Origin of the sequence: Dermacoccus sp. 147Ba, from assembly GCF_004151355.1 — a bacterium.
In the GTDB taxonomy this organism is placed as follows: Bacteria; Actinomycetota; Actinomycetes; order Actinomycetales; family Dermatophilaceae; genus Dermacoccus; species Dermacoccus abyssi.
In genome coordinates, this window is record NZ_SEHL01000001.1 from 356,697 (window position 1) to 372,304 (window position 15,608).

At 68.9% G+C, this 15,608-nt stretch carries 10 protein-coding genes; 9 read left to right on the forward strand and 1 reads right to left on the reverse strand.

Annotated elements, in window-relative coordinates; genetic code table 11:
* The first annotated feature begins 38 nt into the window (after positions 1 to 38).
* The 3 genes from EVU97_RS01655 to dapF are packed head-to-tail and all read left to right on the forward strand — an operon-like array spanning position 39 to position 3,210.
* Positions 39 to 1,298 (forward strand): MFS transporter, encoded by a 1,260-nt coding sequence (locus EVU97_RS01655; RefSeq protein ID WP_129662964.1) that lies wholly within the window; start codon positions 39 to 41, stop codon positions 1,296 to 1,298.
* A gap of 55 nt (positions 1,299 to 1,353) precedes the next feature.
* Entirely contained in the window at positions 1,354 to 2,334 is a 981-nt protein-coding gene (gene miaA / locus EVU97_RS01660; RefSeq protein WP_240730087.1) for a tRNA (adenosine(37)-N6)-dimethylallyltransferase MiaA, read from the forward strand.
* A 12-nt stretch (positions 2,335 to 2,346) separates the two neighbouring features.
* Positions 2,347 to 3,210 (forward strand): diaminopimelate epimerase, encoded by an 864-nt coding sequence (gene dapF / locus EVU97_RS01665; RefSeq protein WP_129662966.1) that lies wholly within the window; start codon positions 2,347 to 2,349, stop codon positions 3,208 to 3,210.
* Between the two features lie 101 nt (positions 3,211 to 3,311).
* Here the strand turns inward: dapF and EVU97_RS01670 are convergent, their stop codons facing one another.
* Positions 3,312 to 3,986 (reverse strand): class I SAM-dependent methyltransferase, encoded by a 675-nt coding sequence (locus EVU97_RS01670; protein ID WP_129662968.1) that lies wholly within the window; start codon positions 3,984 to 3,986, stop codon positions 3,312 to 3,314.
* A gap of 175 nt (positions 3,987 to 4,161) precedes the next feature.
* Between EVU97_RS01670 and hflX the strand changes: the two genes are divergently transcribed.
* The 6 genes from hflX (at position 4,162) to leuS (ending at position 15,581) form a co-directional block, all read left to right on the forward strand.
* Positions 4,162 to 5,646, forward strand: a complete 1,485-nt coding sequence (gene hflX / locus EVU97_RS01675; protein WP_129662970.1) for a GTPase HflX — start codon at positions 4,162 to 4,164, stop codon at positions 5,644 to 5,646.
* A gap of 52 nt (positions 5,647 to 5,698) precedes the next feature.
* A complete protein-coding gene (locus EVU97_RS01680) occupies positions 5,699 to 8,431 on the forward strand; it encodes a glucosidase (RefSeq protein WP_129662972.1) in 2,733 nt (910 codons plus the stop codon).
* A 119-nt stretch (positions 8,432 to 8,550) separates the two neighbouring features.
* On the forward strand, positions 8,551 to 10,926 hold the full coding sequence (locus EVU97_RS01685; protein ID WP_129662974.1) for an ATP-dependent DNA helicase: 2,376 nt from the start codon (positions 8,551 to 8,553) through the stop codon (positions 10,924 to 10,926).
* Positions 10,927 to 11,041: 115 nt separating this feature from the next.
* Complete coding sequence (gene holA / locus EVU97_RS01690; protein WP_129662976.1) at positions 11,042 to 12,022, forward strand: DNA polymerase III subunit delta; 981 nt, start codon at positions 11,042 to 11,044, stop codon at positions 12,020 to 12,022.
* Between the two features lie 204 nt (positions 12,023 to 12,226).
* A complete protein-coding gene (rpsT, locus tag EVU97_RS01695; protein WP_047311410.1) occupies positions 12,227 to 12,487 on the forward strand; it encodes a 30S ribosomal protein S20 in 261 nt (86 codons plus the stop codon).
* A 229-nt stretch (positions 12,488 to 12,716) separates the two neighbouring features.
* Positions 12,717 to 15,581 (forward strand): leucine--tRNA ligase, encoded by a 2,865-nt coding sequence (leuS, locus tag EVU97_RS01700; protein ID WP_129662978.1) that lies wholly within the window; start codon positions 12,717 to 12,719, stop codon positions 15,579 to 15,581.
* Positions 15,582 to 15,608: the final 27 nt, after the last annotated feature.

The window sequence follows — 15,608 nt, forward strand, 5'->3', positions numbered from 1 at the left end:
ATTTCCGTATGTGGGCCGCCCGGCGCAGAGTGAGGGACATGACAGCGACAGCGGAGACCGAGCAGCCCGGGGCGGCACAGCACGCCGATGCACTGCGTGGCTATGTGCGCGGCGACGCCGGCTATACCCGCATCACGACGGCGCTCTTCGCGGCCGGTATGGCGACCTTCGTGTCGATGTACTCGGCGCAGGCCGTCCTGCCCGACCTCGCGCGTGAGTTCGATGCGTCCCCGGCCGTGGCAGCCCTCGCCGTCAGCGCGACGACCGGTGTGCTCGCCTTCGCCATCGTTCCGGCCAGCATCCTCTCGGAACGCTTCGGACGCAGCCGCGTCATGGTCGCCTCGGCGTTGCTCTCCGCGATCATCGGCCTGCTCATTCCTCTCGCGACCTCGCTCGAGGTCGTCCTCGCCGGCCGTGCCCTCCAGGGCCTGACCCTCGCCGGTGTGCCCGCCGTCGCCATGGCCTACCTCGCCGAGGAGGTGGACGGCGCGTCCCTCGGAACGGCCATGGGCCGCTACATCGCAGGCACGACGATCGGTGGGTTGGCCGGACGCATCGTGGCCTCGTTCGCGCTCGACGTCACGACGTGGCGGTGGGCACTCGAAGCGGCTGCCGTCGTCGCGCTGGTGTTCACCGCCCTCTTCGTGAAGCTCGCCCCCGCGAGCCGATTCTTCGAACCCAAGCGGATCGGTCTTCGCGCGTCGAGCGCCAACCTGGCCCACCACCTGCGCAACCCGCGCCTCATGGCGCTTGTCGCCGTCGCCTTCCTTCTCATGGGCGGTTTCGTCTCGATCTACAACGTGCTCGGGTTCCGCCTCCTGCGCGAGCCCTTCGCTCTGCCGCAGGCCGTGGTCGGCCTCGTGTTCTGCCTCTATCTGTCGGGCACGCTCACGTCCGCCTGGGCCGGACGCTTGGCCGACCGATACGGTCGCGGGCCGGTACTCGCCGTCTCGACCCTGACGATGGCACTCGGCCTGCTCCTCACCTGGTTCGACAACCTCGCGACGCTGCTCGTCGGCATGCTGGCGTTCACCGGTGGCTTCTTCGCCGCCCACGCGAGCGCGAGCGGGTGGGTGACGGCCCTCGCAACGCGCCATCGCGCCGAGGCGAGCTCGCTCTATCTGTTCGGTTACTACACGGGCTCGTCCGTCATCGGTGCGCTGGCCGGGTGGCCCTTCGCCACGCTGGGATGGGGCGGGACGCTCGTCCTCGTGCTTGCCACCGTCCTCGCGGCGCTCGGTCTCGCCCTCACCCTGTGGCGTAGCGCAGACCAGGCGCCGACTCCCGCCGCGGCGTAAGCACCGCCGTGCGCCGCTGGTGCAAGCGTGCTCCGAGCTTTGGGAGAATAGGCGCGTGAACACCCCCGGTACCGATCGAGCACTCGTGCGACCGCGCGTCATCGCCGTCGTCGGCCCGACGGCAACCGGCAAGAGCGATCTCTCGCTCGACCTTGCCGAGCGACTCGGCGGCGAGATCGTCAACGCGGATGCGTCGCAGTTCTACCGCGGTATGGACATCGGTACGGCCAAGCTGCCTGTGGGGGAGCGGCGCGGCATCCCGCACCACCAGATCGACACCCTCGACATCCTCGACGAGGCGACGATCGCGCGCTTCCAGCGCGAGGTTCGGGCCGACATTCAAGGGGTGCTGGCTCGTGGCAACGTTCCGATCGTCGTGGGTGGCTCCGGCCTCTACCTGCGGGCCGCGCTCGACGTCCTGGAGATCCCGCCGACAGATCCGCAGGTGCGCGCCCGCTTCGAGCGGCGCCTCGAGGACGAGGGCTCCGGCGCCCTTCACCGGGAGTTGGCCGAGCAGGATCCCGCGGCGGCTGCCGACATCCTTGCGAGCAACGGGCGCAGGGTCGTGCGCGCGCTCGAGGTGATCGCGTTGACCGGACGCCCCTTCAGCGCCACGGCGCCGACGAAAACCTTCCTCGAACCGACGATCGTGCTCGGCCTCCAGGCCGACCCGACGGAACTCGTGACCCGCATCGAGCGACGTGTCGACCTCATGTGGGAACGCGGGTTGCTCGACGAGGTGCGTGAACTCGACGCCCGAGGCCTGCGCAACGGGCGGACGGCGAGCCGGGCCATCGGCTACTCCCAGGCGCTCGAGCACCTCGACGGCCTCCTCGACGAGCAGGCCGCGAAGGAGGCGACGGCGATCGCGACGCGCCAGTTCGCCCGTCGTCAGCGCGCGTGGTTCCGCCCGGATCCGCGGCCGGTGTGGCTGCCCTACGACGCGCCGGATCTCCTCGCCCGCGCCCTGGCGGAAGTCGACGGCTACAGTCCGGCGCGGCACGGAAGGGTCGCGGCTGCGTCTGACGCCGTGTGACACGATGAGCGCGTGACGCGCATTCCATTCACCAAGGGCCACGGCACGCAGAACGACTTCGTCCTGGTGCCCGATCATGACGGCACCCTCGACCTCAGCGTCGACGACGTCGCCTTCCTGTGTGACCGCCGCGCCGGCATTGGCGGCGACGGCATGATCCGCGTCGTGCGCACGGCTGCGGTGCCCGAGGTCGCGGCGCTCGCCGGAGAGGCTGAGTGGTTCATGGACTACCGCAACGCCGACGGGTCGCTCGCCGAGATGTGCGGCAACGGAACGCGCGTCTTCGCCGAATACCTGCGCTCGCGCGGACTCGTCGCGAGCGAGCATTTCGCCATCGCGACGCGCGCCGGCGTCAAGGAGATGGTGTCCGTCCCGCACGGCTGGGCCGTCGAGCTCGGCCAGTGGCGCCTCGCCCGGGAAGAGGAGGCCGAGCGCCGCGGGATGGACTCTGTCGTCCAGGTCCACGGTTCGCCCGACCCCTTGCCCGCGCTCAGCCTCGAACTCGGCAACCCGCACACCGTCGTCGCGCTACCTCCGTCGGTGCACCTGGGCTCCCTCGAGCTGCACGAGGCACCGCACGTCGACCCTCACCCGGAGCACGGCAGCAACGTCGAGTTCGTCCATGCGATCGAGCACGCCCACATCAGCATGCGCGTGCACGAGCGCGGCAGCGGCGAGACGCGCTCGTGCGGCACCGGCGCTGCGGCCGCGGCTATCGCGACGTGGTGGTGGGGCGGCAAGCCTGAGGGCCAGCTCGACTGGAAGGTCGACGTTCTCGGCGGCACGCTCGGCGTGCACATCAAGGGCGACGAGGTTGCGCTCTCGGGGCCGGCTCAGCTCGTCGCCGACGGTGAGGTCGACCTGCCGCAACGCTGAGTCGCCCGGTCGGACAACGCTCGACGTGTGGTCGGCGAAACGGTTTGTGTCCCAACGAAAAACGTCGTCAGTGAACGTGAACCTGAGCGATACTCAATGGCCTAGACGTCCGCGTTTGGCGCCGGTGCGCCAGTGTCCTCCGCAGCCTCCAAGGGCGTGGGTCCGCCGTCGGACGTGCGCACCACTTCGAGAATGCGGAACCCCTTGACCGATGTCAGGCGCGTGACCTCGTAGGCGTCGCCCAACTGCTCCACGAGCCACTTCGCCAGTGAGTCCGAGCCGAGGTTGCGCTGGACGACGAGGTAGGCGCGCCCGCCGACGACGAGGCGGGGTAGCCAAGTGAGCAGCATCGAATGCAGCACCTTCTTGCCCACCCTGATCGGCGGGTTGGACCAGATGAGATCGAACCGAACGTCGGCCGGAACCTGCGACGGGCGAGCGGTCGTCACGTTTGAACACCCCTGAGCCGCAACGTTCGTCGCGCACAGGTCGAGGGCGCGTTCGTTGACGTCCACCGCCCACACGTGCGCATCCGGGCTCTCCAACGCGAGCGTCGTCGCGATCGGCCCCCAGCCGCACCCCATGTCCAGGAAAGTGCCTGCCTCGGGCGGCGCCGGTGCGTGGTTGAGAAGAACAGCAGTGCCCGAGTCGAGACGGTCGGGGCAGAAGACACCGGGTGCGGTCTGCATGGCGACGCTGCGCCCGGCCAGGCGCAAGGTGAGGGTGCGCCGTTCGTCGGGTGACGCCGGCTCCGCAGTGAAGTAGTGATCGCTCATCACGGCACAGCCTACGACCGCCGCATTGGCTCGAGAACCGGCGCGGGAGCGGAGAACTCCGCCCGGGCGAGTCGCAACCGCGGGAGTAAATCGCTGGCCTCGCTCGTTGAACCCTGCAACGATCGAACTCTGCGCGTCACCTCGACCGCAGCGACGCACAACGTGAGGATCAGCCCTGAACGAGCGCAACCCCGCCGACTTCCTTTCCCGCCGAGCCCAGGCGCTTGCGGACGGCGACGACGCAACGGTCGTCTACGACGACCGCGGATTTGTCGTCGACTCCTACGACGGTGACCAGATCGAGCGCGAAGAGCGCGCCGCTCTGCGCCGTGTGCACGGCCTGTCGACGGAGCTCGAGGACGTCTCCGAGGTCGAGTACCGCCAACTGCGCCTCGAGCGCGTCGTCCTGGCGGGCGTCTGGTCCGAGGGTTCGAGCGAGGACGCCGAGAACTCCCTGCGTGAGCTCGCCGCTCTCGCGGAGACGGCCGGCTCCCAGGTGCTCGCGGGCGTCGTCCAGCGTCGCCTGCGCCCCGACCCGGGCACCTGGCTCGGTAAGGGCAAGGCCGAGGCACTCAAGGAGATCGTCGTCGCCGAAGGCGCCGACACCGTCATCGCCAACGGCGAGCTCGCCCCGAGCCAGCGCCGCGCTCTCGAGGACGTCGTCAAGGTGAAGGTCATCGACCGCACCGCGCTCATCCTCGACATCTTCGCCCAGCACGCGAAGAGCAAGGAGGGCAAGGCCCAGGTCGAGCTGGCTCAGATGCAGTACCTCCTGCCGCGTCTTCGCGGTTGGGGTGAGTCGATGTCGCGTCAGGCCGGTGGTCAGGCCGCGGGTGGCCAGGGCATGGGGTCGCGCGGTCCCGGTGAGACGAAGATCGAACTCGACCGACGTCGCATCAACACGCGCATGGCCAAGCTGCGCCGCGAGATCGCGGAGATGAAGACGACTCGCGACACCAAGCGCAGCGGGCGCCGCAACAACAACGTGCCGAGCGTCGCCATCGCCGGCTACACGAACGCCGGCAAGAGCTCGCTCCTCAACCGCCTCACCAACGCCGGTGTGCTCGTGCAGAACCAGCTGTTCGCCACGCTCGACCCGACGGTCCGCCGCGCCGAGACGCCGGACGGGCGCGGTTACACGCTGGCCGACACCGTCGGCTTCGTGCGCGACCTGCCGCACCAACTCGTCGAGGCCTTCCGCTCGACACTGGAGGAAGTGGCCGACGCCGACCTGCTCCTGCACGTCGTCGACGGCTCCCACCCCGACCCGGAGTCGCAGATCTCCGCGGTGCGCGAGGTACTCGCCGACGTCGACGCGAGCGATGTCAAGGAAGTCATCGTCATCAACAAGGCCGACATCGCCGCCCCCGACGTCATCGACCGCCTGATGCGCCACGAGAAGCACTGCATCGCCGTGTCGGCTCGTACGGGCGAGGGGTTGCCCGAACTGCTGCAACTCATCGCGGACGAACTGCCCCACCCCGACGTGCGGGTCGAACTCCTGCTGCCGTACGAGCGAGGTGACCTCCTCAGCCGCGTGCACGCCGACGGTGACGTGCTCGGCGTCGAGCACCGCCCCGAAGGCACCCACGTGCACGCCAAGGTGACGAAGGAACTGGCCGGCGAGTTGGAGCCGTATCTGACGTCCAGCGTCGCCTGAGCTTCGCGCCACGGATTCGTCCGTCCCCAGCGGGCCTCAATAGGATGCGCTCGTGAGTTCGTCTTCCCGCACCACGGCCACCGCCGAACACCGCCGTCTGGCCCAGGCACCGAAGGACAGCGACCCGTGGCGTCTGTGGGGGCCGTACATGGCCGCTCGCCAGTGGGGCACGGTCCGTGAGGACTACTCTGCCGACGGCAACGCGTGGGCTTACCTGCCGTTCGACCACGCCCACCAGCGCGCCTACCGCTGGGGCGAGGACGGACTGGCGGGTCTGTGCGACCGCTTCGGGTTCTTCAACGTCTCGCTGGCGTTGTGGAACGGTGAGGACGACCGCCTCAAGGAACGTCTGTTCGGCCTGACGAACGGTGAAGGCAACCACGGCGAGGACGTCAAGGAGGTCTGGTGGCCCACCGACGCCACCCCCACCCACTCCTACGGCACGTGGCTCTATCGCTACCCACAGGCCGCGTTCCCGTACAACCACCTGCGCGCCGAGGCCGCCTCGCGCGGGCGAACCGACGACGAGTACGAGCTCATCGACACGGGAGTCTTCGACGAGAACCGCTTCTTCGACATCGAGGTCACGCACGCCAAGGCGAACCCGACCGACATCTGCCTCGAGTACACCGCGACCAACCACGGCCCCGACGCCGCGCCGCTCGACCTCGTGCCGCAGGCGTGGTTCCGCAACACGTGGTCGTGGGGACGAGACGAGCGTGAACCCTCGATCTCCCTCGTCACGGAGAACTGCGTGCGCGCCGAACACGGCTGGCTCGGCGACTACGAACTGCACGCCGACGGCGAGCCGCGCATCATCTTCTGCGACAACGAGACGAACGAGATCGCCGTGTTCGGCGCGGAGACCAACCCCCGTGAGCTGACGAAGGACGGCATCAACCAGCGCATCGTGGCGGGGGAGAGCGACGGCATCCGCCTCGACCACGGCACGAAGGTCGGCTTCTGGTACCACTTCGAGGCCATCGCGCCGGGTGAGAGCGTCACCGTGCGGCTGCGTCTGCGCGGCGTCGGGCGCTCGAGCGCCCACCAGCCCAAGGGAACCGCCCACCAGGAGCCGGTGCCCGGCGACCCGGCCTTCGGTGAGGGCTTCGACATCGTCCGTCGGGTGCGCGCCGAGGAGGCCGACGAGTTCTACGCCGCGGTCATCCCGGCAACGGTGAGCGACGACGACCGTCACATTGCCCGTCGCGCTTTCGCGGGCCTCTTGTGGGGCAAGCAGCTCTACCGCTACTACGTCGAGGAATGGCTCGAGGGCGACCCGGCCGTCAAGGCGCCGCCGCGTGAGCGCGTCACCGGCGTCGAGGGCCGACACGGACGCAACGTCGGCTGGCGCCACCTTGCCCTGGCCGACGTGATCTCGATGCCGGACGAGTGGGAGTACCCCTGGTTCGCCGCGTGGGATCTGGCGTTCCACACCGTGCCGCTCGCGCACATCGACCCCGAGTTCGCCAAGCACCAGCTCGTGCTCATGTGCCGGGAGTGGGCCCAGCACCCCAATGGTCAGCTGCCCGCGTACGAATGGGCCTTCGAGGACGTCAACCCGCCCGTCCACGCGTGGGCCTGCTGGCAGGTCTACGCCATTGACGGCGGACAGGACCAGGCCTTCCTCATCCAGGTCTTCAACAAGCTGCTTCTCAACTTCTCGTGGTGGGTCAACCGCAAGGACGCCGAGGGCTCCTACCTCTTCGAGGGCGGCTTCCTCGGCATGGACAACATCGCGCTGTTCGACCGCTCGACCGCCGTGCCCCCGGGCTACAAGCTGGAACAGTCCGACGCGACGAGCTGGATGGCGTTCTTCTCGCTGTCGATGCTGCGCATGGCCCTCGAACTCGCGCGCCACGAGCGGGCCTACGACAACACGGCCACGACGTTCCTGCAGTACTTCATCAACCTTGCCCACGCGATGGACCGCACGACGCCGGAGAAGGTGTCGAGCCTGTGGAACGAGGAGGACGGCTTCTTCTACGACGCCCTCCAGCGCGAGGACGGCGAGATCATCCAGCTGCGCGTTCGCTCGATGGTCGGCCTGCTGCCGCTCATGGCCGTGCTCATCGCCCCGAGTTGGGTGCAGCACGAACTGCCCGACTTCGTGCGCGAGGTCGAGTGGATGATGGAGCGCGAGCCGGCCATGATGAAGGCCATCACGCAGGCCGAGGCCGACTCCGGCGGCGAGAAGCTGACGATGACGCTCATCTCCAAGCGACGCCGCGGCCTGCTGCTCGAACGACTCTTCGACGAGAACGAGTTCCTCTCCGAGTTCGGTATCCGTTCGCTGTCCGCGGCCTACCGCGAGGAGTACACGGCGGAGATCGGCGGACGCTCGATGTCGATCCGCTACACCCCCGGAGAGTCCGACATCGACCTGTTCGGCGGCAACTCCAACTGGCGTGGGCCGGTGTGGTTCCCGGTCAACTTCCTCGTCGTCGACTCGCTGCGTCTGTACGCCGCGTCGGCGGAGGGCGACGTCGAGTACGAGTACCCGACCGGATCGGGGCGGATGGTCAAGCTGTCCGAGATCGTCTCCGACCTCGAGGACCGGCTCGTCAATCTCTTCCGTCTCGGACCCAACGGCCGCCCGGGCGACCAGCGTGAGTACCCGAACGGGCCGCTGTGGGACGAGCACGTCACGTTCAGCGAGTACTTCCACGGCGACACCGGCGTCGGCCTCGGCGCCGCGCACCAGACGGGGTGGACGGCGCTCGTGGCGCACTACATTTGCTCCGATCACGCGCCGCACCTGCCGGGGGTTCTGCCCGGCGAGTGAGCCGCATGCGGTGGCCTGTGCGGGCGTCGTCCACAGTGACGACGCCCGCACAGGCGTTTCCACAGCCGTGCCCGCGTCGCGACTCGGAGGGCGTCCCGGTGCTGCCATAGGGTGGGCGCATGCCCGAACTGCCCTCGCTCGACGAACTCATGTCCGCGGCCGTCTCCGGCGTCGGCGGCGTCCCGCGGCCGGGGCAGTCGACGATGGCGAACGCCGTCCAGGAGGCCATCGAGCGCGACGAGCACCTGCTCGTGCAGGCGGGTACGGGCACGGGAAAGTCGCTGGCCTACCTCGTGCCCGCGATCCGTCACGCGTTCGAGGTGAACAAACCGGCCATCGTGGCCACGGCCACGCTCGCCCTCCAGGCGCAGATCGTCGATCGCGACATGCCGCGCCTCGCCGACGCGCTCGAACCGCTACTCGGGCGCCGGCCCACGTACGCGCTCGTCAAGGGGCGGCGTAACTACCTGTGCCAGCACAAGCTCACCGGTGGCTACCCGGACGACGACGAGGGCGCGCTCATGGGCGTCGGCCAGGTCGACGAACACGCCGGACGCACCGGCCGCGAGGTCGTGCGCCTGCGGGAGTGGGCCGACGAGACCGAATCCGGCGACCGCGACGAACTCGTGCCCGGCGTGTCCGAGAGGGCGTGGCGCCAGGTCTCCGTCTCGAGCCACGAGTGCCTCGGCAGCAAGTGCCCCGTCGTCGAGGACTGCTTCGTCGAAATGGCGCGCGCCGACGCGAAGGAGGTCGACGTCGTCGTGACGAACCACTCCTTCATGGCGATCGACGCCTTCGAGGGGCGCCAGATGCTGCCCGAGCACGACCTGCTCGTCGTCGACGAGGCCCACGAGCTCGTCGACCGCGTCACCGCGACCATCACCGACGAACTGACGACCGGAACGATCAACGCGGCCGCCAAGCGCTGTGGCCGCCTCGCCGAGACCGACGACCTCAAGCGCGGGGCCGAGGTGCTGGGCGAGGCACTCGAGCAACACCAGGAAGGGCGGCTGCTCGGAGTCTCCGACGTTCTCGAGGCGGCCCTGCGCACGATTCTCGACGCCTCACGTTCCATCGCCTCGGAACTGAAGCCGAAGAACCCGCAGGACAACGACGGCGTTCGCCAGATGGCTCGAGCCGCGATCGACGAGATCTTCGAGACGTGCGAACGCATCCTCGAGGAGCGGGAGCTCGACGTCCTGTGGGTCTCCCACAACCAGCGCACCGGCGTCTCCGCGCTGCGTGTCGCGCCGATGAGCGTGGCCATGCTCATGCGGGACAAGATCTTCGGTGAGCGATCGGTCGTCATGACGTCGGCCACCCTCGAACTCGGTGGCTCGTTCGACGCCGTGGCCGGAACCCTCGGCCTGCGCGGAGCGGGCGGCCCGCAGTGGAAGGGCCTCGACGTCGGCTCGCCGTTCGACTACCCCAAGCAGGGCATCGCCTACGTCGCCCAGCACCTTCCTCCGCCCGGGCGTGACGGACTCTCACCGCAGGCCCTCGACGAGATCGAGACGCTCGTGCGCGCGGCCGGTGGACGCACGCTCGGCCTCTTCTCCTCGATGCGCGCCGCCCAGGCCGCCGCCGAGGCGATGCGGGAGCGCTTCGGCGACGAGATCCCCGTGCTGTGCCAGGGCGAGGACCAGATGGGCACCCTCGTGCGCACCTTCGCCGCCGACGCCCGCACGTGCCTCTTCGGCACGCTGACGCTGTGGCAGGGCGTCGATGTGCCCGGAAGCAGCCTCCAACTCGTCATCATCGACCGCATCCCGTTCCCGCGACCGGACGACCCCCTCGCCTCGGCTCGCTCGCAGGCCATCGCGAAGATGGGCGGCAACGGGTTCATGGCCGTCTCGGCCACCCACGCCGCGCTGCGCCTCGCGCAGGGCGCCGGGCGCCTCATCCGGCACACCGACGACCGTGGCGTCGTCGCGTTCCTCGACTCGCGCATGATGACGGCCCGCTACGCCGGTTTCCTCCAGCGCTCGTTGCCGCCGTTCTGGCCGACCACCGATCGTGCGCTCATCCTCAAGGCGCTCGCTCGTCTCGACGAGAACGCCCCGGACGTCACCCCTCCGCCGGCGGCCGGTACGCGCTCGACGAAGCAGCCGTCGGTTCCCAGCCCCTCGTCGAGTTCCGTCCGCTCGTCGGGCGCTTCGTCGGCGTCCTCGGCAGCGTCGTCGGGGTTATCGGCAGGTTCCGCGGCGGACGCGAAGGAGCGGGCGCTCGCCGCCGCAGCGGCAGCCGGTGTCAGCGGAATGGGGACGGCCAGCGCCATCAAGGCACCGACCAAGTCGACGCCGCCTCCGGTCGACGACACGGCCCGAACCGCCGTCACCGGCGGCGAGGCGTGGACGGCGGAGTCCGACGAGGAACTGCGCGAGGGCGTCAGCATGGGCCTGTCAGCCGAAGAGCTGGCCGACCACCTCGAACTCTCGGCGGAGTCGGTGCTCGCCCGTTGCGCGCAACTCGGCATCCGCCCGGCGGGGGAGTGACGTTCGCTGTGAGCAGCACGACGATCGGGGTGTTCGTCTCGCGAGGTGTGCTTCCCACGTCGCTGTTGCACCGGTCGGCGCCCCGGTTGTCGGTGGCCGATGAGAGGCTGACGCCATGAACGAATCGTCGGCGCTGCCTCAGCTGGTGCTCATCACCGGCCCCGAGCGTGTGCTCGCGCAACGAGCGCTCTCGCACGTGCTCGAGGCGCTCGGTTCGAGCCACCCCGACGCGGAGGTCATCCGCCTCGACGCGCTCGAGTACGAGCCGGGCCGCCTGACGATGGACCTGTCACCGAGCCTGTTCGGCGGGCACCGCGTCGTCGTCGTGCGCGACCTCGTCGAGGCCACCGATCCGCTCGTCGACGAACTCTCCGACGTGCTCAAGCATCCGCTCGACGACGCCCACCTCGTCGTCCTCCACAAGGGCGGCAACCGCGCCAAGCGTGTCCTCGACGCGATGAAGAAGGCGAAGGCGCACGTCATCGAGGCGCCGGCCATGAAGTCGGACCGCGACAAGTCGGCCTTCATCACGAACGAATTCCGGATCGCGCGCCGCAAGATCACCCCCGAGGCTGTACGGGCGTTGCTCGAGGCAGCGGGCAAGGACACGTCGGAGCTGGCTGCGGCGTGCAAGCAACTCGTCGACGACACGACGGGCGTCGTCGACGAGAACGTCGTCGCCACCTATCACTCGGGCAAGGTCGAGGCCACGGGCTTCCGGGTTGCCGACGCCGCCATCGCCGGCAATGCTCCCGAAGCGCTTCGACTCCTGCGTCACGCGTTCGCCTCCGGGCTCGACCCGGTTCCGGTCGTGGCGGTCCTCGCCTCACAGCTGCGGCAGGTTGCCAAGGTGGCCACCGCCGGGGGAGGACGCAGCGCTGAACTCGCCAAGCAGCTCGGTATGCCCCCGTGGCAGATCGATCGTGCCCGCGGCGCGTCGCGCGGCTGGGACGGCGTCAGGTTGGGCCGCGCGATTCAGACCGTGGCTGCGGCCGACTTCGCCGTCAAGGGCGGCGGGCGCGATCCGCAGTACGCCGTCGAGCACGCCGTGCTCGAGATCTGCAAGCAGCGTCACGCGCCGCCCGAGCGAGGCTGAAGCTGGTCGGACGCCGAGCGCTTAGGCCGATTGCGTGCCCGCGGGGTCCGGCTGGTAAGTTTGGACGAGTGCGTGTGGGCTCAGGTCGTGCGCACACGCAAGCAGTAACCAGCGGTCTCTCATCGCCAGGTGTCCCCACGCCATATCCGAGAGGCCGACTGTCGCCCTCACGACAGAATCATTCGACCGAAGAAGTGAGTTTTTGTGGCAAACATCAAGTCGCAGATGAAGCGGATCAAGACGAACGCTGTTCGTACGGAGCGCAACAAGTCCTACAAGGCTGAGCTGCGTACCTGGATCCGCAAGTTCCGCGCCGAGGTCGAAGCCGGTAACAAGGACGCCGCTACCACGGCCCTTGCTGCCGCTTCGAAGAAGCTGGACAAGGCTGTCTCCAAGGGAGTCATCCACAAGAACCAGGCCGCCAACAAGAAGTCGGCCATGGCGAAGCAGCTCAACAACCTCTGAGTGCTTCCGTGAGTCCTCACGAGGACTCAGCACGACGAAGGGTCGTCACCGTCCGCGGTGACGGCCCTTCGATGTTGAGCGGGGACCGCGGCACAGGTGCCGCGTTTCCGAGGCAACATCGAAGGTCGCCAGAGCCCGGTGCCCGGGCGGCGACGGCGGCTGCTGACATAATGACGGGCGAACAATCCGGCGTCGCGCTGACGCCGTACGACGCGAGTGAGGTACTTCCTTGAGCGACACCGAGCACGGCCACCGCTACACCGCCGAACTGGCGGGGCAGATCGAGAAGCAGTGGCAGGACGTGTGGGAGGAGCAGGGAACCTTCGAGGCCCCCAACCCCACGGGGCCGTGGGCCGACCCGCAGGGCGTGGCCGAGCGCGAGAAGGTCATGATCCAGGACATGTTCCCCTACCCCTCCGGTGCGGGACTGCACGTCGGGCACCCGCTCGGCTACATCGCCACCGACGTCTACGCGCGCTACCAGCGCACCCAGGGCAAGAACGTCCTCTACACCCTCGGTTACGACGCGTTCGGCCTACCGGCGGAGCAGTACGCCGTCCAGACCGGCCAGCACCCGCGCAAGACGACCGAGGACAACATGGTCAACATGCGTCGCCAGCTGCGTCAGCTCGGGCTGTCGCACGACATGCGTCGCACCTTCGCCACGATCGAGCCGTCCTACTACAAGTGGACGCAGTGGATCTTCCTGCAGATCTTCAACGCCTGGTACGACGAGGACGCGGGTAAGGCCCGTCCGATCGACACGCTCGTCGAAGCCCTCGAAAGTGGTCGCGTCGCCACGCCGGACGGCCGCGCATGGGCCGAACTGGACGCCACCGAGCGCGCCGCTGCCGTCAACGCCCGTCGCCTCGCGTACAAGTCGGACGCTCCGGTCAACTGGTCGCCCGGCCTCGGCACCGTCGTGGCAAACGAGGAGGTGACGGCCGACGGCCGCACCGAGCGCGGCAACTTCCCGGTCTTCAAGCGCAATCTGCCGCAGTGGATGATGCGTATCACCGCCTACGCCGACCGCCTCGTCGACGACCTCGAGCGCCTCGACTGGCCGGAGTCGATCAAGCTGCAGCAGCGCAACTGGATCGGTCGCAGCAACGGCGCGAGCATCCGCTTCGACGTCGAGAACCACGAGGGCGCTCAGCTCGAGGTCTTCACGACGCGCCCCGACACGATCTTCGGCGCGACGTTCATGGTGGTCGCCCCGGAGCATCCGCTCGTCGACACGCTCGTGCCCGACACGTGGCCCGAGGGCACGAAGGACGCGTGGAGCGGGGGCGCGACAAGCCCGCGCGAGGCCGTCGACACCTATCGTCGTGAGGCCTCCCGCAAGAGCGACCTCGAGCGTCAGACCGGCGAGAAGGGCAAGACCGGTGTCTTCACCGGTGCCTTCGCCACGAACCCGGTGACAGGTCGACGCATGCCCGTCTTCGTCGCCGACTACGTCCTCATGGGCTACGGCACCGGCGCCATCATGGCCGTGCCCGCGCAGGACGAGCGCGACTGGGACTTCGCGGCCGCGTACGACCTCGACGTCATCCGCACCGTGCAGCCGTCCGAGGGCCACCCGGAGAACAAGCCGTTCACCGGCGCGGGCGTCGCCATCAACTCGGCCACCTCGGGCCTCAGCCTCGACGGGCTCGGCATCGAGGACGCCAAGGTCAAGATCATCGAGTGGCTCGAGGCGAACGAGCGCGGAAGCGGCACGACGACCTACCGCCTGCGCGACTGGCTGTTCAGCCGCCAGCGCTACTGGGGCGAGCCCTTCCCGGTGGTCTACGACGAGAACGGCGAGGCGCACGCCCTGCCGGAGTCGATGCTGCCGGTCGAACTGCCCGACGTCGCGGACTACTCGCCGAAGACCTACGACCCGGAGGACGCCCAGTCCATGCCGGAGTCGCCCTTGTCGCGTGCGAGCGAGTGGGTGAGCGTCGAGCTCGACCTCGGTGACGGTCGCAAGACGTACACGCGCGAGACGAACACGATGCCCAACTGGGCCGGTTCGTGCTGGTACGAACTGCGTTACGCAGACCCCGCAAACGACGAGCGCTTCGTCGACACGGGCTGTGAGGAGTACTGGCTCGGCAAGGGCCGCGGCTTCGGCAAGGGCGTCGCGAACGACCCGGGCGGCGTCGACCTCTACGTCGGCGGCGCCGAGCACGCCGTCCTGCACCTGCTGTACGCGCGTTTCTGGCACAAGGTGTTGTTCGACCTCGGCCTCATCTCGAGCGAGGAGCCATTCCGCAAGCTCTACAACCAGGGCATGGTGCAGGCCTATGCGTACCGTGACGGGCGCGGCCAGCCGGTGCCGGCTGCCGAGGTCACCGAGCGCGAGGTCGACGGCGAGACGGTGTTCGAGTGGCAGGGCGAGCGCGTCACCCGTGAGTACGGGAAGATGGGCAAGTCGCTCAAGAACGTCGTCACGCCGGACGAGATGTGCGACGCGTTCGGCGCCGACACCTTCCGCGTCTACGAGATGTCGATGGGCCCCCTCGACGCGTCGCGTCCGTGGGAGACCCGTGCCGCCGTCGGCTCGCAGCGCTTCCTGCAGCGTCTGTGGCGCAACGTCGTCGACGAGGGCAGCGGCGAGGTCACCGTCACCGATGCGCCGATGGATGACGCCACGAAGCGCGCACTCCACCAGACGATCGACGCGGTGAGCGCCGACTTCGAGAACCTGCGTTTCAACACGGCGGTCGCTCGACTCATCGAGCTCAACAACACGCTGACGAAACTCGACGCCGTGCCGCGCGAGGCGGCCGAGGCGCTCGTGCTCATGACGGCGCCGCTGGCCCCGCACATCGGTGAGGAGCTGTGGAAGCGCCTGGGTCACGACACGACGCTGGCGTTCGAGCCGTTCCCGGTCGCCGACCCGGCGTTCCTCGTGCAGGACACCGTTGTCGCCGTCGTCCAGGTGGCCGGCAAGGTGCGCGATCGCCTCGACGTCGCCGCCGACATCAGCGACGCCGACCTCGAGGCCGCAGCCATGGCGAGCGAGCGCGTGCAGTCGTTCCTCGAGGGCAAGACGGTTCGCAAGGTCATCGTCCGAGCTCCCAAGCTCGTCAACATCGTCGCGAACTGATGGCTGCGCGACGACGGGACGCCCCTC

What these genes read in the sequence shown, in the direction of transcription:
- EVU97_RS01655 (WP_129662964.1), top strand. Translation starts at nt 39, where the DNA reads ATGACAGCGACAGCGGAGACCGAGCAGCCCGGGGCGGCACAGCACGCC.
- EVU97_RS01670 (WP_129662968.1), bottom strand. Translation starts at nt 3,986, where the DNA reads ATGAGCGATCACTACTTCACTGCGGAGCCGGCGTCACCCGACGAACGG.
- EVU97_RS01685 (WP_129662974.1), top strand. Translation starts at nt 8,551, where the DNA reads ATGCCCGAACTGCCCTCGCTCGACGAACTCATGTCCGCGGCCGTCTCC.
- holA (WP_129662976.1), top strand. Translation starts at nt 11,042, where the DNA reads ATGAACGAATCGTCGGCGCTGCCTCAGCTGGTGCTCATCACCGGCCCC.